This window comes from Exiguobacterium sp. BMC-KP (assembly GCF_001275385.1).
GTDB lineage: Bacteria > Bacillota > Bacilli > Exiguobacteriales > Exiguobacteriaceae > Exiguobacterium_A.
Genome location: NZ_LGIW01000015.1, coordinates 1654477 through 1681448, shown reverse-complemented (window position 1 = coordinate 1681448; position 26972 = coordinate 1654477). Strand labels below are relative to the sequence as shown.

At 46.4% G+C, this 26972-nt stretch carries 27 protein-coding genes, 1 riboswitch and 1 other annotated feature (1 of these 29 running past the window's edge); of the genes, 20 read left to right on the top strand and 7 right to left on the bottom strand.

Annotation, left to right across the window (positions count from 1 at the left end):
* Positions 1-62 precede the first annotated feature (62 nt).
* From ADM98_RS14480 to ADM98_RS14475, 3 genes are read left to right on the top strand one after another with little or no spacing between them, the layout of a single operon-like run.
* Positions 63-1475 carry a leucyl aminopeptidase gene (locus ADM98_RS14480; protein ID WP_053454108.1) on the top strand — a complete coding sequence of 471 codons (1413 nt, stop codon included), beginning with the start codon at positions 63-65 and terminating at the stop codon, positions 1473-1475.
* Positions 1472-1642: a hypothetical protein gene (locus ADM98_RS17405; protein WP_160315949.1), complete on the top strand. Its 171-nt coding sequence runs from the start codon at positions 1472-1474 to the stop codon at positions 1640-1642. The genes ADM98_RS14480 and ADM98_RS17405 overlap by 4 nt, the downstream gene beginning before the upstream one ends.
* Positions 1623-2315 carry a DUF429 domain-containing protein gene (locus tag ADM98_RS14475; RefSeq protein ID WP_053454107.1) on the top strand — a complete coding sequence of 231 codons (693 nt, stop codon included), beginning with the start codon at positions 1623-1625 and terminating at the stop codon, positions 2313-2315. The genes ADM98_RS17405 and ADM98_RS14475 overlap by 20 nt, the downstream gene beginning before the upstream one ends.
* On the opposite strand, the gene ytvI is transcribed toward ADM98_RS14475, so the two are convergent.
* Positions 2270-3394 (bottom strand): sporulation integral membrane protein YtvI, encoded by a 1125-nt coding sequence (gene ytvI / locus ADM98_RS14470; RefSeq protein WP_053454106.1) that lies wholly within the window; start codon positions 3392-3394, stop codon positions 2270-2272. The genes ADM98_RS14475 and ytvI overlap by 46 nt on opposite strands.
* A gap of 93 nt (positions 3395-3487) precedes the next feature.
* Here ytvI and ADM98_RS14465 point away from each other — a divergent pair, with 93 nt between their 5' ends.
* Together ADM98_RS14465 and ADM98_RS14460 are read left to right on the top strand one after the other, a co-directional pair.
* Entirely contained in the window at positions 3488-3673 is a 186-nt protein-coding gene (locus ADM98_RS14465) for a hypothetical protein (protein ID WP_053454105.1), read from the top strand.
* A complete protein-coding gene (locus ADM98_RS14460) occupies positions 3639-4526 on the top strand; it encodes a MazG nucleotide pyrophosphohydrolase domain-containing protein (protein ID WP_235504906.1) in 888 nt (295 codons plus the stop codon). The genes ADM98_RS14465 and ADM98_RS14460 overlap by 35 nt, the downstream gene beginning before the upstream one ends.
* Before the next feature lie 51 nt (positions 4527-4577).
* On the opposite strand, the gene ADM98_RS14455 is transcribed toward ADM98_RS14460, so the two are convergent.
* From ADM98_RS14455 to ADM98_RS14440, 4 genes are read right to left on the bottom strand one after another with little or no spacing between them, the layout of a single operon-like run.
* Positions 4578-5768, bottom strand: a complete 1191-nt coding sequence (locus ADM98_RS14455; protein WP_053454104.1) for an aminotransferase — start codon at positions 5766-5768, stop codon at positions 4578-4580.
* A complete protein-coding gene (locus tag ADM98_RS14450) occupies positions 5765-6262 on the bottom strand; it encodes an Lrp/AsnC family transcriptional regulator (RefSeq protein ID WP_035406085.1) in 498 nt (165 codons plus the stop codon). The genes ADM98_RS14455 and ADM98_RS14450 overlap by 4 nt, the downstream gene beginning before the upstream one ends.
* Before the next feature lie 4 nt (positions 6263-6266).
* Entirely contained in the window at positions 6267-7061 is a 795-nt protein-coding gene (locus tag ADM98_RS14445; RefSeq protein WP_053454103.1) for a glycosyltransferase family 2 protein, read from the bottom strand.
* Positions 7062-7118: 57 nt separating this feature from the next.
* Positions 7119-7358: a NifU N-terminal domain-containing protein gene (locus ADM98_RS14440; RefSeq protein WP_053454102.1), complete on the bottom strand. Its 240-nt coding sequence runs from the start codon at positions 7356-7358 to the stop codon at positions 7119-7121.
* Between the two features lie 455 nt (positions 7359-7813).
* On the opposite strand from ADM98_RS14440, the gene ADM98_RS14435 reads away from it, so the two are divergent.
* From ADM98_RS14435 to ADM98_RS14395, 9 genes are all read left to right on the top strand, one after another.
* Entirely contained in the window at positions 7814-10081 is a 2268-nt protein-coding gene (locus ADM98_RS14435; protein ID WP_053454101.1) for a ribonucleoside-diphosphate reductase subunit alpha, read from the top strand.
* A gap of 18 nt (positions 10082-10099) precedes the next feature.
* Complete coding sequence (locus ADM98_RS14430; RefSeq protein WP_053454100.1) at positions 10100-10588, top strand: flavodoxin domain-containing protein; 489 nt, start codon at positions 10100-10102, stop codon at positions 10586-10588.
* A complete protein-coding gene (locus ADM98_RS14425) occupies positions 10557-11600 on the top strand; it encodes a ribonucleotide-diphosphate reductase subunit beta (RefSeq protein WP_035406099.1) in 1044 nt (347 codons plus the stop codon). The genes ADM98_RS14430 and ADM98_RS14425 overlap by 32 nt, the downstream gene beginning before the upstream one ends.
* A gap of 433 nt (positions 11601-12033) precedes the next feature.
* Entirely contained in the window at positions 12034-12426 is a 393-nt protein-coding gene (gene yugI, locus ADM98_RS14420; RefSeq protein WP_012371159.1) for a S1 domain-containing post-transcriptional regulator GSP13, read from the top strand.
* A gap of 136 nt (positions 12427-12562) precedes the next feature.
* On the top strand, positions 12563-13729 hold the full coding sequence (locus tag ADM98_RS14415; RefSeq protein ID WP_053454099.1) for an iron-containing alcohol dehydrogenase: 1167 nt from the start codon (positions 12563-12565) through the stop codon (positions 13727-13729).
* A 113-nt stretch (positions 13730-13842) separates the two neighbouring features.
* Complete coding sequence (locus ADM98_RS14410; RefSeq protein ID WP_053454098.1) at positions 13843-15192, top strand: glucose-6-phosphate isomerase; 1350 nt, start codon at positions 13843-13845, stop codon at positions 15190-15192.
* A gap of 173 nt (positions 15193-15365) precedes the next feature.
* Entirely contained in the window at positions 15366-15839 is a 474-nt protein-coding gene (gene ytkD, locus ADM98_RS14405) for an RNA deprotection pyrophosphohydrolase (protein WP_047393467.1), read from the top strand.
* Positions 15811-16575 carry an alpha/beta hydrolase family protein gene (locus ADM98_RS14400; RefSeq protein WP_053454097.1) on the top strand — a complete coding sequence of 255 codons (765 nt, stop codon included), beginning with the start codon at positions 15811-15813 and terminating at the stop codon, positions 16573-16575. The genes ytkD and ADM98_RS14400 overlap by 29 nt, the downstream gene beginning before the upstream one ends.
* Positions 16576-16742: 167 nt before the next feature.
* Positions 16743-17996, top strand: a complete 1254-nt coding sequence (locus ADM98_RS14395) for an EAL and HDOD domain-containing protein (RefSeq protein WP_053454096.1) — start codon at positions 16743-16745, stop codon at positions 17994-17996.
* A gap of 225 nt (positions 17997-18221) precedes the next feature.
* Here ADM98_RS14395 and pckA read toward each other — a convergent pair whose 3' ends face one another.
* Complete coding sequence (gene pckA / locus ADM98_RS14390) at positions 18222-19790, bottom strand: phosphoenolpyruvate carboxykinase (ATP) (RefSeq protein ID WP_200904901.1); 1569 nt, start codon at positions 19788-19790, stop codon at positions 18222-18224.
* Positions 19791-20024: 234 nt separating this feature from the next.
* A riboswitch (SAM riboswitch) is annotated at positions 20025-20151 on the top strand.
* A gap of 128 nt (positions 20152-20279) precedes the next feature.
* On the opposite strand from pckA, the gene metK reads away from it, so the two are divergent.
* The 3 genes from metK (at position 20280) to ADM98_RS14375 (ending at position 22897) form a co-directional block, all read left to right on the top strand.
* The gene (gene metK / locus ADM98_RS14385; protein WP_053454095.1) at positions 20280-21488 is read left to right on the top strand and encodes a methionine adenosyltransferase; all 1209 of its coding nucleotides are present in this window, start codon (positions 20280-20282) and stop codon (positions 21486-21488) included.
* A gap of 137 nt (positions 21489-21625) precedes the next feature.
* Positions 21626-22114: a GNAT family N-acetyltransferase gene (locus ADM98_RS14380; RefSeq protein ID WP_053454094.1), complete on the top strand. Its 489-nt coding sequence runs from the start codon at positions 21626-21628 to the stop codon at positions 22112-22114.
* A gap of 78 nt (positions 22115-22192) precedes the next feature.
* Positions 22193-22897 carry a serine aminopeptidase domain-containing protein gene (locus tag ADM98_RS14375; protein WP_053454093.1) on the top strand — a complete coding sequence of 235 codons (705 nt, stop codon included), beginning with the start codon at positions 22193-22195 and terminating at the stop codon, positions 22895-22897.
* Between the two features lie 51 nt (positions 22898-22948).
* Here the strand turns inward: ADM98_RS14375 and ADM98_RS14370 are convergent, their stop codons facing one another.
* Complete coding sequence (locus ADM98_RS14370) at positions 22949-23524, bottom strand: class I SAM-dependent methyltransferase (RefSeq protein ID WP_053454092.1); 576 nt, start codon at positions 23522-23524, stop codon at positions 22949-22951.
* A 178-nt stretch (positions 23525-23702) separates the two neighbouring features.
* Here ADM98_RS14370 and ADM98_RS14365 point away from each other — a divergent pair, with 178 nt between their 5' ends.
* The 3 genes from ADM98_RS14365 to ADM98_RS14355 all read left to right on the top strand — a co-directional run bounded on the left by ADM98_RS14365 (position 23703) and on the right by ADM98_RS14355 (position 26838).
* Positions 23703-24881, top strand: a complete 1179-nt coding sequence (locus tag ADM98_RS14365) for an MDR family MFS transporter (RefSeq protein ID WP_053454091.1) — start codon at positions 23703-23705, stop codon at positions 24879-24881.
* Positions 24882-25065: 184 nt separating this feature from the next.
* Positions 25066-26100, top strand: coding sequence for a GNAT family N-acetyltransferase (locus ADM98_RS14360; RefSeq protein ID WP_053454090.1), 1035 nt, complete (start codon positions 25066-25068; stop codon positions 26098-26100).
* Between the two features lie 93 nt (positions 26101-26193).
* Positions 26194-26838, top strand: coding sequence for an HAD family hydrolase (locus ADM98_RS14355; RefSeq protein WP_053454089.1), 645 nt, complete (start codon positions 26194-26196; stop codon positions 26836-26838).
* A 38-nt stretch (positions 26839-26876) separates the two neighbouring features.
* Positions 26877-26972 (top strand) — a binding site (T-box leader) (it continues 127 nt past the right edge of the window).

Genomic DNA, 26972 nt, shown 5'->3' with positions numbered 1-26972 from the left:
CAGTTGGAAAATGTCTGAAAACACTTCATACTAATAGATACTAGTCAAAGGGGGAGTTTTATATGCAAACGAATCAATCCGTAGACGTACTCGTTGTCGGGATTTCAGGAAATCAACCACTCGATGAACGGTTACAAGCATTATATGGTGACAAATTAGAGGAGTGGGTCCGTCAAGGCGACATCTCAACGAAACGAGGAGAACTGCGCTTGTTGCCAACATTAACGGGAGACGTCGCGCGAGTCTTGTTCGTTGGACTCGGGAAAGTCGATCAACTCGCGCAAGATGATTTACGGCGCTTACTCGGAAAAGCAGCACAACATGTCAAAACACGTCGCTTAGAACATGTTACGGTCGACGCAACGACATTCCCAGGACAACCTGTCGAACTGATTGCCGAGACATTTACCCTCGCTACATATGAGGTCAAGCATTATAAGACGTCTCCTTCCAAAGCATATACGTTACATCTGACGGTCTTACCTTCAGAGGAAGAAGCAACACGCCGTGGAACGGTCTTGGCTGAAGCGACGAACTTAGCGCGTCGTCTCGTAACGATGCCAGGGAATCTCTTAACAGCTCCGGCGCTTGCGGACGAAGCGCGTTTCATCGCGGAACGTCATGGACATGACCTCCGGATCATTGATAAGGAAGAGATGGAAGCACTTGGCATGGGCGCCTTGCTTGCCGTCAACCAAGGATCCGTCATTCCACCGAAATTGATCGTTCTTGAATATAAAGGGTCAGCAGAAGCACCGATCGCGGTCGTCGGGAAAGGTGTCACCTTCGACACAGGTGGTTATTCAATCAAACCGAAAGACGGCATCGTTGGAATGAAAGGCGACATGGGTGGAGCGGCAGCCGTTCTCGGTCTATTTGAAGCACTCGGTCAGCTCAAGCCAGATGTTCACGTCATTGGTGTCATTCCAGCGACGGACAATATGATTTCAGGAGATGCCTTCAAACCGGATGATGTCATTACATCGATGGCGGGTAAAACGATCGAAGTCTTGAACACGGACGCAGAAGGACGGCTTGTCCTCGCTGACGCAGTCACGTACGTTAAAGAGTATCAGCCAAAAGCAATCATTGATCTCGCGACTTTGACAGGTGGTGTACTTGTTGCTCTTGGTACAGAAATCACAGGTGCTTTGACGAATGATGCGTCGCTCTACGAACGTTTTGAACAGGTGACGAAAGAGACGAATGAGATGGTTTGGCAAATGCCGTATGTCGATGCGTTCATCAAACAAGTCCGTCGTTCGGATGTAGCAGACTTGAACAACTCACCAGGACGAATGGGGCATATGATCTTCGGTGGTGCGTTCGTCGGCGAATTCGTTGGGGACACACCTTGGCTACACCTCGATATCGCTGGAACATCAGAACAAAATCAAGCGTCCGAGATTGGTCCAAAAGGCGCAACTGGTGTCATGGTCCGTAGCCTGTACCGGTTCGTCGAGCAAGAAAAATGAGACGCTGGAATCTACTCGGCGTTTTGTTGACGATTCTTACCATCATCTGGTACATGGATGCGCGCGACCAGCTATCGCTTGGTCTCGCGACGTTCATCGGTATCTTCACGGTGTTGTCGCTACTACGTTCTTTCCGGGAGAAGACGAATGAACGTCATCGGGATTGACGCTGCGAAGGCGGGGTGGGTCGTCGTCATGTACAAAAATGGTCGTTATACGGGATCCGTCGAACCGACGCTTGCACAGATTCCGATCGCTGACCGGATTTGGATCGACATGCCGATTGGCTTGACCGAGGGACGACGGGAAACGGATCAACTGTTGCGACAGGAATTACGCCCCGGGCGAACGAGTAGTGTCTTTAATGCACCGTTCCTCAGTGCGTTGACTGCTTCAACTTATATGGAAGCAAATGATTTGGCAAAACAACATGCTGGCATCGGGCTTTCAAAACAAGCATGGTATCTCTTACCGAAAATTCGGGAAGTCCGTCATGCATATCGGAGCGAAATGATTGAAGCGCATCCGGAAGTTTGCTTCGCGCGACTCGCTGGTCATCCGGCACGTTTCTCAAAAAAGATGACAGAAGGCATCGCAGAACGAATCGAATTGCTCGAGCGCTTTGATTGTCCGCCGCTATGGGAACAGCGTCACTCACATGTTGCAATCGATGATTGGCTGGATGCGTGTCTACTTGCGACCGGTGCCCGTTATCCGTGCGATTTTCTACCGGCAAGTCAGCCGGTGGATCCGGAAGGATATCCTTTATATGCAGCAGCACCAAAAAATCACCCTCACCGAAATGGTGTGGGTGATCCTTTGACAAAGTCCCAGATGTAATGGAAAATCTGTGCGTTGTAGAGTGCTTTTAAGATGACAGCAATCAATGGTCCGAGAATTAGTCCGAACACACCGAAGAATTGAATACCGACAAACAGTGCAATCAGTGCAGTGATTGGTTGAATGCCAATACTGTCACCAACGATCTTCGGTTCCATGATGTTGCGTTGAAGAATGACGAGGGCGTACAAAATACCAAGGCCAATCGCAAGCGTCGTATCTCCGGTAATCAAGGAGTAGGCGATCCAAGGCAAGAAGACGGAACCGGTACCAAGGTACGGCAAGATATCGAAAAAGGCAGCGATAAAGGCGACTGCAAATGGGTGCTCTACACCAATGATGAACAAACCAATCAAGACGATGAAAAACGTGATCGTGATCAAGGTGAGCTGTGCCTTCAGATAGCCGAACAAGGCAGAGCGTAAGCTTAGGAAGACGGACTCGAAACGAGCGAACCAAGGGAGCATCTCATAGCGTTTCAATCGCATCTCGTACTGATGCCAATCTTTTGCGATGAAGAACCAAGCGAGTAAGACGATGACGAAAATCAAGGCAATCGATGGCAACGTCGCAAGGACCGTCTGTAACATCATGGCGATACTTTTTGAACCTTCGCCAATCGCACTCGCAAGTGAACTACCGAGCGATTGGATACTGTTTTGGACCGTGTTTTGTTGCGATGGTTCCAGTGAACGCAAGGCTTCAGAAGCATCGTTCCAGATGGGTGCCAGCTTTTCATTGTAGAGCTTTTGAAAATACAGGCTCAACTCTTGAATTTGCGCTGGTAATTGATTGGCGACAAATACAAGACCGCGAATCAATTGCATGATGATCAAGGCGAGGGAACCAACTAATAGACCACTGATTAAAATAATCGATAACAACGCACCCCATCCACGATTGATTCGGAACCGCTTTTGGAAGAAATCGACAAGCGGTCGGCTGAATAGGGCAAGCAGAAACGCAAAGACAAACGGATACAAGATGGACGAGAGGCGGAGGAGTAACCATCCACCAACTAAGAAGGCGAAGATCACCGTCAAGAACCGGGCCATTTGCCAAAGACGTTCAGTCGACACAAGCAACACCTCTTACTAGATTATGTAGAATTAATTGATATCATCATATCATGTTTAGGTAGGTTACGAGTCATTCAAAAGGAGGAGATCTCGATGCGTAAAAGAGAAATCGGACTATTTGCTGCGTTGATTGCTGCGTCATCCATTGGAATCCGAGAATGGAAGAAAAATCAGGCGTTTGCAAAGCGCGTCAAACAGGAGACAGAAGCGCAAGTACGCCAGGCTATCGTGGAGGGTCAGACAGATGGAACAGATGAAGACACTGCAACAAAAGGTTGATGCGACGATTCGATCACTCGGTGGTTATTTTCGACCACTATCTGGTCTTGCACGACTGACGGAGGAAATCGGTGAGGTCGGGGAAGCATTTGAACAAAATGATTTAGAAGCCCTTCGCTTTGAACTTGTCGATGTCTTGATGATCTCGACTTGTCTTGCCAATCAATACGTGACGAATCTCGCAGAACAGCATGAGATACTCGGTACGGCAAACGATGAACAGGACGGTTCGTTTTATCGACTTGTTCATGAAGCAGGTCAAATTGCACGTGTCATGAACGGGTATGAAGGCGATAAACCGCCGAAATCGAAAGATGCGATCGTGCCGATCGGTCATTCCTTAGCACGTCTACAACGTGAACTGTTTCGTTTGGCGCGACCGCTTCGACTCGATTTACTGACAGAAATCGACCGGACGAATGAAAAGAATTTGAAGCGGGATAAAACACGCTTTGCGTTGACGCGTGATCCCATTACGGAAGAGACAATCGATCATTTCCGGAGTGCGACAGGAAGTGAGGCACGCCTCTGGGGAGCACCTATTTATGAGGATGATCGAACATTAGCGGATAATATGGAGGCGGCACTTCCGTCGCTTCGACGATTCCTCCGCTGTGCGCCGATCGAGGGAATCGAGGCGTTTGTCTTTGAGGCACCGATGGAACGTTCGCGTAGTTTGGTCGAAGTGAAAGAATTAGCGGACGAGATGGGGCGCTTGATTAAAGAGCGGACACCACTTGATTTCAAGGACTCACCGTATCGATTAGAAGTCTTTGCGCCACAACTAGGTCCAGTCTCACCGTATCATGCGGAAGACGATCATCGGATGTTCCTTGTTTTGTATATCGATTGAGATGAAATAAGCCGCCTGCTCTCGTGAGCAAGCGGCTTATTTGTCGTTGACTTATCGTGAACGAGATGATGCTGCCTCATCTTGGTCTTGCCATTGTTTCATGAAGCGTTGGATGCGAGCGATCGCTTCTTGTAGCTGTTCGATCGAACTCGCGTAACTTGCCCGAACATATCCTTCACCACTTGCGCCGAAGACGGATCCTGGGACAACAGCGACACGTTCAGCAAGTAACAATTGCTCCGCGAACTCTTCACTCGTTAGTCCAGTATGACCGATGTACGGGAAGGCATAGAAGGCACCTCCTGGTAAGTGTGTCGGGAGGCCCACATCGTTTAACGCCTTGACGAAATAGTTCCGGCGTTGACGATAACTCGTCACCATATCAGGGACTGTCTTATGACGAGAACGGAGTGCTTCAATTCCTGCAAACTGGACGAGCGTTGGTGCACACATCATTCCATATTGATGTACCTTCAGCATCGATTGCGTGATTGCGGATGGCGCGCAAGTAAAACCGAGCCGCCAGCCTGTCATCGCGAAGGCTTTCGAGAAACCATTGATGATGATCGTGCGCTCCCGCATACCGGGGAGGGTTGCGAAACAGATCGCTTCCGTTTCGTAAGACAGTTCCGCATAGATCTCGTCACTGATGACATATAGATCATGTTTTTGAACGAGCAGTGCAAGATCGGCGAGTTGATCGCGTGTCATCGTGGAACCCGTCGGATTCGATGGGAAACAGAAAATGATCGCTTTCGTTTTGTCCGTCAGCAGTTGCTCGATCGTTTCCGGTTGAATCGCAAAACCATCTTCGGCATGGCAGGCAGCAGCGACAGGGATTCCTCCAGCGAGTTCGATCAAGGGAGCATACGAAACGAATGCTGGTTCGACGACGATGACTTCATCACCGGGATTGATTAAACTACGGAAGGCAAGATCGAGTCCTTCCGAGGCACCCGTCGTAACGATGATCTCTTCCGTCGTTGAATAGGAGATCGCGAATTTTTCTTGCATGTAAGTGGCGATTTCTTGTCGGAGTTCAAGTAAACCGGCGTTAGCACTATATGCAGTATAGCCTTGTTCGAGCGCAGCAAAGCTTGCTTCCCGTACATTCCAAGGCGTGACGAAATCGGGTTCACCGACACCGAGGGAAATGACGTCTTCCATTGATCCTGCTAGATCAAAGAAACGGCGAATGCCGGACGGAGCTAACTGTTCGACGCGTTCAGATAAAGATTTCATGGAGACACCTTCAATCGTTTGTCATCATCATCCTGACTGAATAGGACGCCATCATGCTTGTATGTCTTCAAGCGGAAATGCGTCGTCGTCGAGATGACAGAATCGAGCGTCGATAATTTTTCAGAGACGAATTGGGAAACCTCTTGCAACGACTTGCCATCTAGGACGACTTGTAAATCGTATGCACCTGACATCAAATAGAGCGACGTCACTTCCGGGAAACGATGGATCCGTTCGGCGACTTCGTCAAAGCCACGACCACGTTTCGGTGTGACTTTGACGTCAATGAAAGCTGTCACACCATGATGGGCATGAATCTTTTGCCAGTCGATGACAGCGGTGTAGCCGAGTAGAACACCGTCACGTTTGAATGTCTCGATTGAAGCTGCTACTTCTGACGCTTCCCAGTCGAGCATCTGAGCGAGTAAGTTCACATCCATCGGACCATTTTGTGTTAATAATGCTAATAATTCGAGTTGTTTTTCGGTGTACATGGAATCACTCACTTTCTGTCAATTGACCATTAAAGGTACGGCGTGTCTGGCGCAAGCGCGCGCGACGTTCCGCCTGGACGATATGGAAGTTCTTCATTTCACGAGTTGGTAGCTGATGCTTGTCGACAAGTCGGTCAAAATAGACACGTCGCGCTGCGTCTTGTCGTGCCGATTCATGATTGCCGGACGGGTTGAAGGCGTACAAAACGGTTGCACGTGCCGGGTGTAGTACTAAATGATCCTTGCCGACTCGTAGAATCCAGTCCCAGTCCCAATAATTGAAGACTTCTTCATCAAACGGACCGAGTTGATCGTGAAGTGATTTACGGTAGAGTGACCCGGACGGAATGTACGTCGAATCTTCTCGTATCGTTTCCGAATCATACGGATACGCGAACGGCTCGGAATCAAGTGCGATTCGGTGATCGCCTTCCCAGCGATACGTAAAGAGTTCTGCATCTGTATACGTCAAATCCGCACCTGCTTCGATGTCGCCGACTGCTTCTTCGAGGTGGCTTGGCAATAGGAGATCATCGTCATCATGAAGTAAGATATATCGACCGGAAGAGAGCATGACACCATGGTTTCGAGCGCGAACATGATGGTTTTCAGGTAGATCGACATATGTCAGTTGCAGACGATCCTGATAGGCAGCGGTCACTGCTGAGACATCGTCGCCATTATTGTTTAGGATGATGACTTCGAAGTCTTGATAGTGTTGACGCGTCAACGCTTCTAGCGCTTCGGCTAGTTCACGAGGACGATTGTATGTTGGAATGATGATGGATACAGTTGGCATCAGTGATCGCTCCTTGAACAAAGACACCTGTCCAGGAACAGGTGTCTTCTTGTTTTTTTACATGTACTCTTCGATGCGTGGAAGCAATTCATTCCATTCCGCTTCTGGTTCTTTCGTGACAGTTACGAAGTCACCGTAAGCGAACAGATTGTCGATGCCATCGATGGCGATCAACGATGCAAGCAACGCATCTTCAGGCGTATCTTCTTTTTTGACACTCGTACTTTTTGCACCGAAGCGCTGTTCTTCGAGCGTAATTTTGACGGAATTCGGATTTGGTGTGTAATCGACTTGCATGAGATAAGCTCCTTTCAACGTACATACGTATATGCCGTCTTTCGTGATAGATGGATTGAGTCCTTCTTCCTTATAGACGGAAGATCGATACGTTCAGTATATCAGAAAATTCAAAGAGAATATTTTTCTTCTGATAGGAGAATTGAACCATCTTTATTTTAAGTGGTCATTTGACCTTATAATACATTTTGCTCGCTATCTCAATATATCTCAAAAGGCGTCATGATGCCTTTTTCAAATTGTTTGACCTGAATTTCAAAGCAAGGGGTTATTTTTTTGAATTTCAGTGATAACCTATATCTTGTACATTAACAGGTTTAAAAACGTCTAAAACGTCTATATATAGAGTGACACTTGTAGAGTTTCTTCTATATGTAGGACGTCTTTTTTTAGTTTAGCGTATTTCATTGTGTAATGCGAACCTGTTTAACGATAGAGAATGGGAGTGGTTCATAGTGGCATCTCCACTGAATACAGCACGCATCTTTAAAGGTGCAATGACAATAGAAGACGTATATGTCGTGATTCGACAGGCAACGGAAACGTATCCGGAGCTCGATATCGACCGCTATACAGAACGTGCCATCCGAGCGCTTGAAGGGAAGTCCTTACAAGCAGATCAAGTCTATGAACTGTTAACGATGCACGCACTCGATATGTTGAAGGCAGAAGAGCCGAACTGGACATTCGTAGCGACAGCGACTTACTTAAATCGGTTATACCTTGAAGCAGGTGAAAATCGCGGATATGCAGCAGAAGAACGGTATGGCTCGCTGTATACGCTGATTGAAAAACTGACAGAAATCGGCATCTTCACGAAACATTTACTGGATGCGTATTCGAAGGAAGACGTCAACGAACTGTCGGCAACGATCGATCCATCCCGCGACCACTTGTTCACATACATTGGTCTTCGAACACTTGCAGACCGGTACCTCGCACGTGATCACGTCAAAAACTTGTACGAGCTTCCGCAAGAACGATTCATGGTCATCGCGATGACACTGATGCAGAATGAACCGAAGGAACGCCGTTTAGAACTCGTCAAAGAAGCTTACTGGGCGTTGTCTAACCTTTACATGACAGTTGCGACACCGACGCTTTCGAACGCTGGTAAGTCTTACGGTCAGCTCTCGTCGTGTTTCATTGACACAGTAGATGATTCACTACGCGGCATCTATGATTCAAATACGGACGTAGCGACGCTTTCTAAAGGCGGCGGCGGAATCGGCGTCTATATGGGGAAAATCCGCTCACGTGGTTCAGACATCAAAGGCTTTAAAGGTGTTTCAAGCGGCGTTATCCCGTGGATGAAGCAATTGAACAACACGGCAGTCAGCGTCGATCAGCTCGGTATGCGTCAAGGTTCGATTGCTGTTTACCTCGACATCTGGCACAAGGATATCCTAGAGTTCTTGGATGCGAAGCTCAACAACGGTGATGAACGACTTCGGACACATGACTTGTTCACAGGCGTCAACTTACCGGACCGTTTCATGCGTGCTGTTGAAGCACGAGAAGACTGGCATTTGTTTGACCCACATGAAATCCGGACGGTCATGGGCTTCAGTCTTGAAGATTACTTCGATGAGACAGAGAAAGGTGGTAGTTTCACAGAACGCTACGAAGCATGTGTCAACGAACCACGCCTCAGCAAAAAAACAGTTCCAGCGATCGATCTCGTCAAACGCTACATGCGTTCGCAACTCGAGACAGGGACACCATACATGTTCTTCCGTGACGCGGTTAACCGTGCAAACCCGAATAAACATGCAGGGATGATCTACTCGTCAAACCTCTGCTCGGAAATCATGCAGAATATGAGCCCGACGACCGTAACGGAAGAATATACGGAAGATGGTAAAATCATCGTCACGAAGACACCGGGTGATTTCGTCGTCTGTAACTTATCATCGATTGCGCTTGCACGAGCTGTTCGTTCTGACGTCTTAGAGCGCTTGATCCCGATTCAAATGCGGATGCTTGATAACGTCATCGATTTGAATACGATTGATGTCCCGCAAGCACAATTAACGAACCAAAAATACCGTGCCGTTGGTCTTGGAACGTTCGGTTGGCACCATCTGCTCGCACTCGAAGGCATTCGTTGGGAATCGGTTGAAGCGGTGCAATACGCTGACCGCCTTTACGAAAAAATCGCTTACTTGACGATCGATGCGTCGATGCAACTCGCGAAAGAAAAAGGAGCGTACCGTCTCTTCGAAGGATCGGAATGGCAAACAGGTGAGTACATCAAACGTCGCCATTACAAAACGACGGAGGAACTCGATTGGGATCGTCTCCAAGCGGACATCACGGCGTACGGAATGCGTAACGCCTACTTGATGGCAGTCGCACCGAACTCATCGACAGCAATCATTGCTGGTAGTACGGCATCGATTGATCCAATCTACAAAAAAGTCTACTCGGAAGAGAAGAAAAACTACAAGATCCCAGTTACAGTTCCGGATTTAACACCGGAAACGAACTGGTTCTATAAATCAGCGTTTGAGATTGACCAGTTGTGGAGCATTCGTCAAAATGCTTCGCGTCAGCGTCACATCGACCAAGCAATCAGTTTCAATCTGTACGTGAAAAATAACGTCAAAGCAAAAGAGTTACTCGAGATGCACATGGAAGCATGGCAACTCGGGATGAAGACGATCTACTACACGCGTTCGACGACGGTTGAGATCGACGAATGTGAGTCGTGTTCATCATAAGATAAGGAGGACGATATCATGAAGGCAGCAATCGTATACGCGTCATTGAGTGGAAACACGGAGGAGGTGGCAGAACTCGTCGCAAAGACGTGTTCTGAAATGGGAATCGAGCCGACGATGTTGTTTGCGGACGAAGTGACGACGTATCAGTTAATGCCTTATGATATCGTCTATTTTGGTTCGTATACGTGGGGAGATGGACAGTTACCCGACGATATGCGCGATTGTCTTAGAACGGTTTTAAAAGAGAGCACGCATGCGATTCCGCAGGCAGCTGTTTTTGGAACGGGAGATAAGATGTTCGTCAAATATTGTCGCGCCGTTGATGAGATGGCGTATCATCTCTCGAAATTCGGTGTACCGCTTGCCGGAGAATTGTTGAAAATCGAACAGTCACCGCGTAATCGTCCACATCTCGTCAAGGAATGGACAAAACGAACCATTCTTCAATTACAGCAAGAGGGAGTCGAAGCACATGGAACAGCTACAAAAAATCAAACTGCTTGATGCACGTCATCCAAATCGCGCGACAGCGATCATCGGTGGCGAAACAAGTGCCATCGTCAACTGGAACGACATTGCGTATCCACAGTTTTATTCAATCTATAAACAACTATTATCAAACTTCTGGATTCCAGATGAGATTTCGATGTCAAAAGACATGCAACAATGGAATCAATTAAGCGAACGGGAACAAGACGCCTTTAAACGAATCATTGGTCTACTCTCGATCCTCGACTCGGTTCAGACACGCTACATCCTCGAATCAGCGATGTTCACATCGGATTCGTCCGTTCATGCGATTCTTGCTATCATCGCGCAACAGGAAGTCGTTCATAATCAATCGTACAGCTACGTCTTATCCAGCTTGGTTCCATTAGCTGAACAAAACCGGATTTTTGATATCGCAAAAGACGATGATATGGTCATGAAGCGTAACGCATTCATTCTTGATTTATACGAAGACTTCCAAAATGACCGAACTCCAGAAAACTTTGCGAAATCACTTGTTGCGTCAATCGTTCTTGAAGGCATCAACTTCTATTCAGGCTTTGCCTTCTTCTATAACTTAGCCCGTCACCAAAAGATGGTCGGGACGTCGACGATGATCAGCTATATTCAACGTGATGAACTCCAACACTCGTACTTCATCAGTCAATTGTTACGTGCTGTTTTGTCAGAGCATCCAGAAATCGATGCTGATGGATCGTTCACACAATTCGTCTATGACACGTTCAAACGTGCCGTTGATCTTGAAATTGAGTGGAGCGAGTATGTATTGCGTGATTTAGACGGTCTTGACGTCAGTGAAATGCGTGACTACGTCAAGTATCTCGCGAATAAACGTCTTCGCGTCATTGGCTTGTCGGATCTCTATGAAGGGCACGACGAAGACGTCATGCCGTGGATTCGTGCGTATTCGGATGATTCGATGAACGCGACGAAATCGGACTTCTTCGAACAAAAATCACGTTCGTATGCGAAAGTAACGGATGCAAATGGATTCGATGATCTGTAAGTAATAAATAGATCAATTGGTGATTGCTTCTACTCTATATTTCCTTTACGCTAGGACAGGTGAGGTCTTGCTCGACTCCTGCGGAAAAAAGTCATCATGACCTTGGAAGATACAAAGTATCTGAAGCGGCATGAGCGCTTGTCCGCGGAAAGCGATTAGACCGAGACTGTCCGTTTTTTTGAGAGTCTTATCTGTCTTTTGTCTTTATCGTTTCAAGCATCACTTTTCTTTATCACTTAGGTCAATTCAGCAATAGAACAAAAAAAGGGCCGAACTCGGAAAGTTCGGCAGAATCAGGGGGAATACTTGAAGTCTTGCTACTAAAATGTTCCCTTGTGAAATAAAAAATAAACAAATTCCAAAAATATTTTTTACGATACAAGAAAAGTGTGTTATTATAAGTTGATGAATTTAGTTAGGGAGTGTATACATTATGGCAAACTTTGAAAAAGACCAAGTCGTTACTGGTAAAGTAACTGGTATTCAAAACTTCGGTGCTTTCGTAGCACTTGACGAGCAAACACAAGGTCTCGTCCACATCTCAGAAATCTCACACGATTACGTAAAAGATATCAACGATTACGTAAAAGTTGGCGATGAAGTAACTGTTAAAGTTCTCGACATCGACGAAGCTAACAAAAAAATGAAGCTTTCGATCAAAGCAACTCAGGAAGCTCCAAAACGTGAAGCACGCGCGAAAGGTCCACGCAAAAACGCTGGACGTCGCGATGCAGGTCCTGCTTTCAAACAAGAAGAAGCACCTGGATTCAACGTTCTTAAAGGTAAATTGGAAGAATGGATTGAAAAATCAAACTTCCAAAAATAAGCCACATGAGAGAATCGACATCGGTCGGTTCTCTTTTTTTATGCAATTTTTACATAGAATAAGCATTAAATTAGATGCGAAAGGGGAATGTGTGGATAATGTAAGGTGTTCATTACTTATTGAGGAGGCAACACAGATGGAAAACTTTGAATATCGCAATCCAACGAAACTTATTTTTGGTGACGGTCAAGTCAGCCAACTGAAACCACAACTCGAAGCACTTGGTGCAAAGAAAGTCATGCTCGTCTTTGGTGGCGGTAGTATCAAACGTAACGGCGTTTATGATGATGTTACACGTGAACTCAACGCGGCAGGAATCGAGTACGTCGAATGCGACGGTGTCGAACCGAACCCACGTATCGAAACAGCAGAGCGCGGTATCAAAATCGCACGTGAAGCAGGCGTAGACGCATTGCTTGCACTCGGTGGCGGTTCTGTCATCGACTGCACGAAATTGATTGCTGCTGGTATCCCGTATGAAGGCGAAGCATGGGATCTCGTCATCGGTAAAGCAACACCAGAAACAGTCATTCCATTTGGAACAGTCTTGACGCTTGCAGCGACAGGTTCTGAGATGAACTCAGGATCCGTTATCACGAACTGGAAGACACAAGAGAAATACGGATGGGGTAGCCCGCTTACGTTCCCAACATTCTCAATCCTTGATCCGAAATACACAGTCAGTGTACCAAAAGATCAAACGATTTACGGTATCGTCGATATGATGAGTCACTGCCTTGAGCAATACTTCCACCCTGCGCATGCACCTGTCCAAGAACGTATGACAGAAGGTGTTATGAAAGCAGTCGTTGAAGCAGCACCAAAACTCGTCAACGATCTCGAGAACGTTGAACTTCGTGGTACGATTCTTTTTGCTGGTACGATGGCACTCAACGGTGTTCTTCAAATGGGGGCACGCGGCGACTGGGCATCACACAACATCGAGCACGCTGTTTCAGCTGTTCACGATATCCCGCACGCAGGTGGACTCGCAATCCTCTTCCCGAACTGGATGCGCCACGTGCTTGACGAATCAAATGCACATCGCTTCGTGACACTCGGTGAAAACGTCTTTAACGTTGATACGGAAGGTAAATCAGAGATAGAAGCAGCACACGCGACAATTGACGCGATCAGCGCTTTCTGGACATCACTTGGTGCACCAAACCGTCTTGCTGATTACGACATCAAAGAGGATACAGTTGATTCAATCGTCAAGTCAGCGATGACACGCGGCGACTTCGGAAACTTCAAATCACTTGGAAACGAAGATGTTCGTCAAATCGTGACAGCTGCCCTATAACAATCTGTAACATTTGCTAATCATTTCACAAAAGACTTGAACGACCTTCCTTCTTGCGTTTTAATGAAAAGGAAGGTCGCATTTCGTTGCGAATGAATAAGGAGGACGATGGCATGTCAACAGTACGTTTTGATTATTCGAAAGCCCTACAATTCGTAGGTCAACATGAAGTAGATCATATGGCGGAGACGGTAAAGACGCTTCACCATGCGATTCATGCAGGAACAGGCGCAGGAAGTGATTTCTTAGGATGGGTTGATCTTCCGACGAATTACGATCAAGCGGAATTTGCACGCATCCAAGCGTCTGCAGAAAAAATCAAGTCGGATTCTGATGTGTTGTTAGTCGTCGGGATCGGCGGTTCGTATCTCGGTGCGCGTGCAGCAATCGAAATGCTCGGACACTCATTCCATAACTTGTTATCAAAAGAAAATCGGAAAGCACCACAAATCATCTATGCAGGTCACAATATCTCATCGACGTATCTGCACGATTTGTTCGAAGTCCTCGAAGGAAAAGATGTATCGGTCAACATCATCTCGAAATCGGGTACAACGACAGAACCGGCAATTTCGTTCCGTCTCTTGAAATCGTTCATGGAAGAAAAATACGGTAAAGCAGAAGCAAAACACCGGATTTATGCAACTACGGACAAAGCACGTGGTGCATTAAAAACACTCGCAGACTCTGAAGGATACGAAACATTTGTCATTCCGGATGATGTCGGTGGTCGTTTCTCTGTTTTGACACCGGTTGGTCTCTTACCAATCGCAGCAGCTGGTATTTCAATCGAAGAGTTGATGCAAGGTGCACGTGACGCGCAAGAGCGCTACGCGAGCGAAAACCTAGCTGACAACGAAGCGTATCAATACGCAGTCGTCCGAAATGCGCTCTATGCGAAAGGCAAGACAATCGAGCTTCTCGTTAACTACGAACCAGCACTTCATTATGTATCGGAGTGGTGGAAACAATTGTACGGCGAGTCAGAAGGAAAAGACTTCAAAGGGATCTTCCCAGCAGCAGTGGACTTCTCGACAGACCTCCACTCGATGGGACAATACGTCCAAGAAGGTCGTCGTGACCTATTTGAGACAGTCATCAAAGTCGGTCAAGCGCGTCATGCATTGACAGTTGAAGAAGATGCTCAGGATCTCGATGGATTGAACTTCCTTGCAGGTAAGTCGATTCAGTTCGTCAACGATAAAGCAGCAGAAGGTACGTTGCTTGCACACACGGACGGACAAGTACCGAACTTGACAGTCGAACTTCCAGAGATGACACCGTATCATCTCGGATTCCTGTTCTACTTCTTCGAAAAAGCATGTGCCATGAGTGGTTACCTCCTCGGAGTGAACCCATTCGATCAGCCAGGCGTCGAAGCGTATAAGAAAAACATGTTCGCTCTTCTTGGGAAACCAGGATTCGAAGCAGAAAAAGCAGAACTCGAAGCACGTTTGAAGTAATACAAAACGACAGTCGATCGTTCCCTAGTGGAACATCGACTGTTTTTTTTGTGTTCATTTGATGATCGTAGGCTATCATTTTCCAGATTTACAGGCTTTCCTGGCGTTTTCACTTTTAGAATACTCGTGAAACAGGTAAAGTGAAGTTAGAAGAAGAAATGAGGTGCACGTACGTGATTACATTCTTGGATTATTATCAAAATCAAGTGGAGTTAAGTTTTGATGACCATCCGTTCTCGGATCGTCCCTTGCACGTATGGGTCATTGCCGTGTACGAAGGAAAATGGTTGCTGACCCATCATAAGCAGCGTGGTTATGAATTTCCTGGTGGGAAGGTTGAACCGGGTGAGACGGCGGAAGAAGCCGCACGTCGTGAAGTAATGGAAGAGACCGGTGGGAAAATTGATTCCCTATCATATGTCGGACAATATCGTGTTGCCGGAAAAGGCGATACGATCATCAAAAACATTTATTTCGCGCAAATTGGATCGCTTTCGTCTCATCTTGCCGTGGATGAAACCGATGGTGCTTTTCTGTTCGAGGAACTCCCTGACCGTCTCGATACGAATCGACAATACAGCTTCATGATGAAGGACCGTGTCCTTCCGGAGACACTCCGTGTACTTAGCGAACGCCGATTGGTTTGAACTTCCGCGTCAAGGTCCGTTTCGGACGTTTCGGATGTTCTATACGACGGCAGACGGGGAACGAGTCGGTGCCTATATCGTACTTCCACAAGTCGCAAACGGACAGGGGATTCTCTACTTGCGTGGTGGCACGCGTTCGATCGGAATGGTCCGACCGACACGATTACTCGCGTTCGCACAGGCCGGCTTTTTTGTCATGGCACCTTTCTATCGAGGGAACTTAGGAGGGACGGGCAAAGAAGACTTCGGATACCATGATGTTGAGGACGCATGTAGCGCCTTTGATTGGTTGCAGCAACGTGTCTCGCATGTGCACGCATTCGGTTTTTCTCGTGGTGGACAGATGGCATTGCTACTGGCGCATCACCGTCCGGTTGCCCGTACGGTATCGTGGGCAGGAGTAACCGAGTTGACATGGACCTATGAAGAGCAGAAGACGATGCAAAAGATGTTGCGCCGCTATACGGGAGGTACACCAGACACCGTTCCTGAGGCATACGAGGTGCGTTCACCGCTCCGTGTCCCTCCGCAAGGTGAGGTACTGTTGATTCACGGTGCATATGACGAGAACGTTCGTTTACGACACGCAACGGCTTATGCTGCGCGTCATCCCATGCAGACAACACTTCAGACCTACGCTTATGCGCATCAATTCCCGATTCATGAAAAATTACGTGTGACGCAGAATGTGTTGAGGTGGTTTGAGAGTGGTATATGGAATCCCAATAAAAGCTGATATTTCAAGCAGTACGACGGACGTCGTGCTGTTTTTTTTTGTACTACGGAAAATAGAAAGGAATTAAAAAAAGAACATTGATATGTTGTAAAAAACAATAATCTCCTAAAAAGTAAACTTTGATATAATAGATACCATCTGAGAATAATAGAGGGGGCAGGAGAACGATGGATATCTTATTAGCACGTCAACCCATCGTTAATCGAGTAGGTTCGATTGATGCATTTGAACTATTATATCGATCGATTGAACAAATAAGCGTGTTCGATGGTGATCTAGCGACGATGGATGTGTTGACGAATACACTCGTTCATATGGGGGTTGATCATGTAGCAGAAGGTAAGAAGCTATTTGTCAATTTCACGGCAGACCTGTTGAAAAGTGATTTGATTCATTACCTAGATCCGGAACGATTCGTAATTGAAATTTTGGAAACTGTTGAGATCGATACGGAAATTTTATCTGTTCTCCACGATTGGAAGGAAGCAGGCTTTACGTTAGCACTCGATGATTTTGTGACGGATTTACTTCGACAACATGGAGCGGAATTGTTTGCGTTGATCGATTTAATCAAAATCGACATCGAGGCAATTTCCCCTCGCGAGCAAAGCGCTATTCTGCATATCGTCCGCCGTAATTATCCTCACATCCGAATGCTTGCCGAGCGTGTCGAAACACACGAAGATCATACACGTTGCCTCGACATGGGATATGACTGGTTTCAGGGCTATTTTTATGCGAAACCGATGCTGATGAAGGGAAAAGCCGTCCCACCACAACTACCGGTTTTGTTAAAAATGTTGAAATGGCTTGATACGGATGAAAAGTACGATGAGGTTGTTGATGAGATTGAAGCTAATCCATATATTAGTATTCAAGTGCTTCAACTAATTAACTCTCCAGGAATGGGCTTACGTAATACTGTCAGTTCCGTTCGTCAAGCTATCTCACTACTCGGCTTCTCGCAACTCAAAAGTTGGATTTCGTTGATTGTTTTACGGGAGATGAAGCTTGCCAGTCCCTATGAATGGTCAAATGAGTTATTACGATCCTCTTTACACTGTGCGAAGCTCTGTGAACTATTTGCAAGGGAAACACGAACGCTAAAGCCAGAGAGTGCTTACATGATTGGTTTGTTGTCACACATCGATGCGTTATTGTCTGTTGATATCGACGACATCATCGATCAATTGCCAATTGAAGATTCTCTGAAAATCGTTTTACAAGGGAAAGACCATCCATTTCGAGATTGTTTAGTGCTCGCGATTAGTGCGGATCGTGGTGATTTTGATCAATTCGAACTGCTTAGTCAGCGTTTACATGTATCGCTTCCACGAGCCTATGCGCTATTGACGGAAAGTCAGGAGTGGCTCATGCAAAGAGAAAAACATATTCAAGAAGAATCGGATTCAATCATATAACTAAAAAAAGAACCTGAAGGCTCTTTTCTAAACATAATACAACGTGTGATCATTCTCTTGATTGAGTAGGATTACACGTTTTTGTTCGTCTCGTAGCGTCTGATAGGAAGAATTTCTGAGGATCAAGAAATGACTAAAAAATCTGAGCCCGATATTTTCGGACTCAGATTTACTAACAAAATGATTCAGGATCTAACTTTTTGGTATAACTCAGAAATCTCGATTTTATAGACGTGGACCAGCTGACTTAATCGCATCCGTCGCACTTTCGAAACGAAGGAAGTTATGTTGGAATTTTTCAGCAAGCGAACGTGCTTGTGTGTTGTACTCGTCGGAGTTTGACCAGACGCGTACAGGGTTGAGTAATTCACTTGGAACACCTGGAACTTCAAGAGGCATATGAAGTCCGAAGATTGGGTGTTCTTCAGTCGGAATCGTTGCAAGCGTGCCATTGACAGCAGCATTGACCATCGTGCGTGTATACGATAGTTTCATTCGACTGCCTGTTCCATAAGCACCACCTGTCCAGCCAGTGTTGACGAGATAGACGGTAACACCGTGACGATCAATCAATTCCCCAAGCATCGTTGCATATTTTTCAGGCATGAGTGGAAGGAACGGTGAACCGAAGCACGTCGAGAATGTTGCTTCTGGCTCCGTGACACCACGTTCTGTCCCAGCGAGTTTTGATGTATAACCTGAGAGGAAGTGATACATCGCTTGTTCTTTCGTCAATTTACTGATCGGAGGCAAGACACCGTACGCATCAGCCGTCAAGAAGACGATTGTCTTTGGATGACCAGCGCGTGATGGAACAGCGATGTTATCGATCGCCGTGATCGGATAAGCGGCACGTGTATTTTCCGTCAACGATGTGTCATCGTAATCAGGATGACGGGCTTCATCGAGCACGACGTTTTCAAGGACTGTTCCGAAGCGGATCGCGTCAAAGATTTGTGGTTCTTTTTCACGCGACAGGTTAACCGTCTTCGCATAACACCCACCTTCGATGTTGAAGACGCCATCGTGTGACCAACCATGCTCATCGTCACCAATCAATTGGCGGCTATCATCAGCGGAAAGGGTGGTCTTACCAGTACCGGATAGACCGAAGAACAAAGCGACGTCTCCTTCGTGTCCAACGTTTGCCGAACAGTGCATCGAAAGAACGTTCTCTTGTGGTAAGAGGTAGTTCATGACGGAAAAGATTGATTTTTTGATTTCGCCGGCATACTCCGTTCCACCGATCAAGACGATCCGGTGTTCGAACGACATCGCGATGAACGTCTCAGAGTTCGTTCCATCAACGGCAGGATCTGCCTTGAAATGTGGTGCGTAGACGACCGTAAAAGGTTCGAAGGCAGCCACTTCAGGATATTCGCGTAAAAAGAGTTGTTTGGCAAAGAGGTTATGCCAAGCGTATTGTGTGAGCACACGAACCGGAAGGGTGAAGTGCGTATCTGCACCAGCAGCAGCTTCTGTGTAGTAGAGCTGATCGGCTTCGTTCATGTAACGAAGAACCTTTTGTAACAATTGTTCAAATTTGTCTCCATCCATTGGTTGGTTAACATGACCCCAATCAATGTGAGACTCGCAGGAAGAATCACGGACGATGAACTTATCTTTTGGTGAACGACCTGTAAATTTCCCCGTTTCTACAGATAATGCGCCGTTCTCAGCAAGGACACCTTCTTCGTTTCGAATCGCATGTTCGACAAGTTCAGCAACAGATAGTTGTTTGAACACATGCTCTTTCTTGAGTAGTTCTTCGATATTCAGGACCGTCATCGGCATCCTGACCCCACCTTTCCCCTACGTTGGTTTTGGCTCACTGCATTTAGTATGACACATTCATTATATATGACATACTAAAGAGAGAGCAATCATTTTCTGATGCTGATTTCTATTTATCTGGAAACGCTTTCAGCATTAACAGTTTAACATCTCTTACAAAAAGTTTCGACTAGAATTTGAAACCTTGCTTGACAGAGTAGGTACAACTTTATATCATGTAATTCGTAACGGATACTCTTATTCTGAGCAGGTGGAGGGAACAAGGCCCGAAGAAACCCGGCAACCGTCCTACATTAATTCATATATTAATGAGGGAAAAGGTGCTCTCCTGAAGCGAAGTAAACACTTCGAACGATAAGAGGGTAAAGGAAGAACGCACAACCTTTCCCTGACCATTTTTTGGACTTGGAAAGGTTTTTTTCATTTTACCGTCCCACTCAACTAGGGGAAATGAGTACACCGTCAAATTCTTTTTTGGGAGGGTCATACATGACAAACCTTAATCGCCGACTATTCACGTCGGAGTCAGTCACTGAAGGTCATCCAGATAAAATCTGTGACCAAATTTCGGATTCAATTCTCGATGCAATCCTCGCAGCGGATCCAAACGCACGTGTTGCAGCAGAAACTTCTGTTACAACAGGTCTCGTTCTCGTTGCAGGTGAGATCACGACATCCACTTACGTCGACATTCCAAAAGTCGTTCGTGAAACGATTCGTGAAATCGGCTACACACGCGCGAAATATGGTTTCGACGCAGATACGTGTGCTGTATTGACATCAATCGATGAGCAATCAGCAGACATCGCTCTTGGTGTCGACCAAGCGCTTGAAGCACGTGAAGGTAGCATGTCTGATGCAGAAATCGATGCAATCGGTGCAGGAGACCAAGGTCTCATGTTCGGTTATGCAACGAAAGAAACACCCGAACTCATGCCACTTCCAATCTCACTTTCGCACCGTCTCGCACGCCGTTTGGCAGAAGTGCGTAAAAACGGTCAACTCGACTACCTTCGTCCGGACGGAAAAACACAAGTCACGGTCGAATACAACGAGAACAACGAGCCGGTTCGTGTCGATACGATCGTCATCTCGACACAACACGCGGAAGAAGTCACGCTTGAGCAAATCCAAGCTGACTTGAAAGAACACGTCATCACACCAGTCATCCCGGCTGAATACATCGACGCAGCAACGAAATTCTTCATCAACCCAACTGGTCGTTTCGTCATCGGCGGACCACAAGGAGATGCTGGATTAACGGGTCGTAAGATCATCGTTGATACGTATGGTGGATACGCACGCCACGGCGGTGGAGCATTCTCTGGTAAAGATCCAACAAAAGTCGACCGTTCAGCTGCATACGCAGCACGTTACGTCGCGAAGAACCTCGTTGCTGCAGGTCTTGCAGACAAAGCAGAAGTTCAACTCGCATACGCAATCGGTGTCGCACACCCAGTATCAATCGCGGTTGATACATTCGGCACAGGAAAACTTCCTGAAGCACAACTCGTCGAATTGATTGCTGAAAACTTCGATCTTCGTCCGGCTGGAATCATCAACATGCTTGATCTCCGTCGTCCGATCTATCGTCAAACAGCTGCATACGGTCACTTCGGTCGTACAGATGTTGAGCTTCCATGGGAGCAAACAGATAAAGCGGCAGTTCTTGAAGAACAAGCAAAACGCTTCGCATAAGCAATACGTCCGGAAATCCTTAAAGGGTTTCCGGACTTTTTTGTTTCCACGGAACTTTGCAGGAGACGAATGTTTTTTCTAGAAGAGGGTAAAAGTACATGAGTCAATCCGTACGAATAAAAAGGGGGGTTCCGATTATGGAAATACGCGAAGCAATTCCAGCTGATGCAGGACGTATTCATGATATCGCCATCACATCTTGGTTGGATACGTATGAAGAAATCTATTCTGAACGCTCGAAAGCTCATTTCGTGCAGGAAGCGTATCCGCAAGAGGAGGTTGTTCGTGCGATCCGGACGGCGGAAGAAGCACGGGGAGAGTATTTTTATGTCGGAATCATCGATGAGGAAGTCGTCGGATTCATTCATGCTGTTGATGTCGAGGGAACATGGGAAATCATTCGTCTATACGTTTTGCCAAAATATCAGCAAAACGGGATCGGAAGACGTCTGATTCGTGAACTCGAACGACAAGGAGCTGTCCCACTCGAAGTTTACGTGGAGGCACGTAATTATAAAGCACGTCAGTTCTTGACCTCATTCGGTTTTGAGGAATTGAGCGAGATGACAGAAGAAGTGTTTGGTCAAGCAGAGTCTGTCATTCGACTTCGCCATATTGCGTCGTGAAATCCGTCTTGGGACGGTTTCGTGTGCGTCTGAAATAAGGTATCGTGAAAAGGAAGTATGAATTGAAGAGGTGAGTTTGTGGTTGAACAACCAACAGGAATCATCGTATTAATCTATCCATTGCAATTACGTGCTCGTCCGAGTGAAGCCTTGATTCGTGTGCTCGAACGAGAGTATGAAGTGTTACTCGTCGACGCACCACGTCGCATCTCGTTTGAAGAGCATGGTCAACTATTGAAAGAAGCATTACGCGAAGCCGGGAAACGAAAGCTACCGATTCATATCGTTGCTTGTAGCATGGGCGCACTCGTCGTCAATCGTCTTCTACAAGAATATGAATTACCGGTCGCAAGCCTTGCATTCATTTCACCGTTGTTTGATTGGCATCCATCAAAACAACTTGGGGGTGTCAAACAAGTTTTCGCGAGTGCATTTGATCGTTTCCGTCCTGATGCGCCACTCGGTACATTGCCGTTTGGTCAAAGTACGGAAGATACCGTTCGGATTGGTGAGTTGACGTATGCACAATATCGAGAAATCGAAGAGGAAATCGTCGTACATGATGAGGAGCGAAAAAAATTACCTCGTGTCAACTTAGCATGTTTTTATGCACCGGACGATCAGTTCGCAGACGTCAAGTTGACGCTCGAAGTATGTCGGAAAATGGGTGGCGATCAGATTTACTTACAGCGCCTACATGGTTTTCCGCATTTCAGCTTCGAACGATTGAATACACGATTTGCAGAAAAATTGTTGCTGTTCTTTAAATTAGTCGAAGAGTGAAAAAAGTGATGGTTTCCATAGTGGAAGCCATCACTTTTTTCATTTCTACTGTCAGCGCATTTTTTTCTCAATCGCGATGATGAACGGTGGATGATTCTGTTGATTCAAGAAGCGGTACTGAAGGACAGCGTAATCTTGCTGATCAAGAGCCGTCACGTAATCAAGCACAGCGTCGCGCTCTCGTTTTCCTTCAAGGTGACCATGATAGACGACGAGGACGACAAGACCACCAGGAGCAAGGACCGGGAGGAGAGCATCGAGCGCTTCAAGCGTCTCTTCACCTGTCGTCGTGATCGACTTATCGCTTCCGGGAAGATATCCGAGATTGAAGACACCAGCACGAACCGGACGTTGTTCGTCTGATAAACGGGCACCGACATGGATGTGACTCTCGTGATAAAGATCGACGCGTTCTAACATTCCAGCTTCGTCGAGACGACGTGTCGATTCCTCGATGGCTTGTGCTTGAACATCGAACGCAAGGACTCGACCTTCTGGACCGACGCATTCTGCTAAGAATTGTGTGTCATGCCCATTTCCAGCAGTCATGTCGACGACACAGTCTCCGGGTTCGATGACGGACTCAAGCAATTGTTTGGTATAAGGTAGTACACGGGCAAGTGGCATGGCATAGACTCCTGTTCCTATGGTCTGTTTTTCTCTTTAATAAATGATTATCGTGTGTATGATTCCTCTTGCATTATACCATCTTTTGAATCATTGACGAAAAGTGAAGTGGCTTGACAGAGAGGGGACGGATTGCGTAAAGTGGCAAGGTTGAGAATGAAATAGGAGGACCACAGGTATGCCAAAATTACCAAAAGCGGTCTGGATCCTCGTCCTTGCGATGGCCATCAATACGACGGGATCCTCTTTTTTATGGCCGTTTAATACATTATATATTCATGAATATTTAGGGGAGTCGATGACAAAAGCAGGGATGGCGTTGTTCGTCAACTCGGCACTCGCAATCGTCGGAAACTACTTAGGTGGAAAGGCGTTTGACCGCCTCGGTGGTAAAAAAACGCTCGTTATCAGTGTCATCGGACTTGTCTTGTCTTCCGTCGGTTTATTGCTGTTTCATCAGACGTATGTCGGATACGTCGCGATGCTTGGTCTAATCGGATTTGTCGGTGGGATGGTCTTCCCGACGATTTATGCGATGACAGGTGTCATTTGGCCAGAAGGTGGACGCCGTGCCTTTAACGCGATCTATGTCGCGCAAAACGTCGGTGTAGCCCTTGGGACGGCTGTCAGTGGTCAAATTGCTGCCTTCTCGATTCAATACATCTTCATTGCTAATCTCGTACTGTACATCGCGTTTGCAATCATTTTGTTCATCGGCTTGTCCTGGATTAAGGCACCGGCACGGATGCATACAACGCCTGACGAGACCGAAACGACACGGACACCACTCGCACGCGGTGCAGCGCGAACGATGTTGCTCGTCTCGATTGGTTATGCCTTACTTTGGTTCGTGTATGTACAATGGCAAGGTACATTTGCTGTGCATACGAAATCACTCGGTGTCACGATTTCCGAGTATTCGATTCTTTGGACGATCAATGGAGCACTCATCGTCTTTGCACAGCCACTTCTCACCCCGATCTTGCGGTGGTTTGGTGACGATTTGAAACGACAACTGATGACTGGTACAGGGATTTTCCTGTTATCGTATCTGATTGTTCCGTTCGCCGGAGGATTCAAGATGTTTCTCGTCGCGATGATCATCCTGACGATTGGTGAAATGTTCATCTGGCCAGCTGTCCCAGCCATGGCTGCGCGACTTGCACCAATCGGAAAAGAAGGAGAGTTCCAAGGATACGTCAATATCGCTGCTTCAGCGGGGCGGATGATCAGTCCGACCGTTGGAGGATTAATCTACGATTTATCCGGTATGTCAGCGGTCTTCTTGACGTTGATTGGATTGATTCTCTTAGCAGGTGTGGTCTTCCTTCGTGCCATTCCTAAAATTACATCATAAGGGTCATTTAATAGACAGCGGATCAATATCCGCTGTCTATTTTGTTACATCATTCATTCGCAAATTATAAAACAAACATTTATTAATATGGAATATTTCGGTAGGGAAACGGGTACTTTTTAATCAAGGATCTGAAAAAGAAAGGTCATGTGAACGTTGCTTCTTTTTGACTGGAGGTGCACGAATGGAAAGGTGTCAATTCATCACAGATGCCGCAACTTGGACGACACAGGTACAGCAACAGCCGCTTGATATCTTCTACAGTCACCAATACGTCACGCTCAACGCTAGACCGTCTGAACAAGCGGTGTTATTCCTTTATAAGGGTTATGCAGGAACACTGTTTTATCCCTTTTTAAAACGTCGTATTTTTGATACAGCCTATTCAGATCTCATTACGCCTTATGGCTACGGTGGACCTGAAGTCGTCGGTCACTTGACTACATCTGAGATTCAGCAAGCACGTTTATTGTTTGAAAAGTGGACGGAAAAAGAGGCAATCGTTTCGGAAATGATTCGCTTTAATCCGTTGACGGGCAATGAGAGACTGATGCAGGACTGGACAAAAGTTTCCTTCATCCGTCATACGACGAGCATTGATTTACGCCCCTCGCTAGAAGAAATCATGCAGACGTTCCATAAGAAAACGAGAAGCATGATTCGGAAGTCACTCGCTTCACCGTTAACAATTAGAACAGGAACAAAAGAAGATTTACCTACTTTTTTAGCGTTGTATCATGAAACGATGGACCGGAAGAACGCTTCAGCTCATTACTATTTTACTGCAAGTTATTTTGAACAATTGTTTGAGGTGAACCCACTCTGTGAGCCATTACTATTGATTGCAGAACTCGATGGCGAACCGATTGGTGGATATTTCGTATTGCTTGGAAACGAATATGCCCATGGTCATTTGATTGGCTGTAAGCGAGACGAAGCAAAGATATTTCCAAATCAGCGGCTTGAGTATGAAGCGATTCTTCACGCAAAAGCGCGTGGTCTTGTCGAACAACATCTCGGAGGTGGATATCAAGAACAGGATAGTCTCTTTGAGAGTAAATGTCGTTATACTGGATATCGCCTATTTGAGTATCATCAAGGAAAATCCATTCTTCAGCCAGCCATATACGATCAGTTATGTGTACGATTCGGATCAGGAGCCGATTCTGATTATTTTCCAGCTTACCGACAAACGAGTGTCCAGATGGCGACAAGTTAAAATGTAAATAAAGGAAGAAGGCAAAACGGCTACATCGTGTAGTCGTTTTTTTGATATGCTGATATCAGAAAAGTGACTAAAGGGGGATGTGTCATGAAAAAACGCGGTCTGATTTTTGATATGGACGGTGTGATTTTAGATAGTGAAATTCGTTACTTCGAGGTCCATCAGCAGATGTTTAAAACGTTATCGATTCCACTCGACCCAGTTCAGTATGCGACGTTCATGGGAAAAACAGGTGATGAGATGTGGGAAGAACTCGTCACTGAACATCAGCTAAAAGAAACAGCCAGTACGTTACTTGAAGAAGAACATCGGTTATTTCAAATTCATGCAAAACCAGAAGAGTGTGGATTAAAAGAAGGGGTCAAACGAGTCATCGAACAAGCTGTGAATCTTGGTTACGATATCGGTATCGCCTCCTCAAGTTCGCTTCAAAAAATCGAACGTGTCATCCGTCATTATGAGCTTCCGATCACACACTATGTTAGCGGGGAAGAGGTCGTCCGTTCCAAACCCGATCCTGCAATTTTTCGACTCGCAGCATCACGAATTGGACATCCGCCTGAGAATTGTCTCGTCATTGAAGATGCTGCGAACGGAATGATCGGTGCGAAGGCAGCGGGAATGGAAGTCATTGCGCTCCTCGATGACCGGATGCCGATGCAACGCCTAGAACAAGCGGATCATGTAGCGCAATCGCATGCAGAAATCGAGGAAATTTTACGGAAGCGTTGACGCTTGAGGAAGAAACAGATTACACTAGGAAAAGATAGTCAAATGCATGGAACTGAAGTAGTAGGGGAAAGGTGCCGTCAAGAGAGCTGGTGGAAGGTGCGAACCAGTCGGTAACAACCGTGAACTCGTCAGGG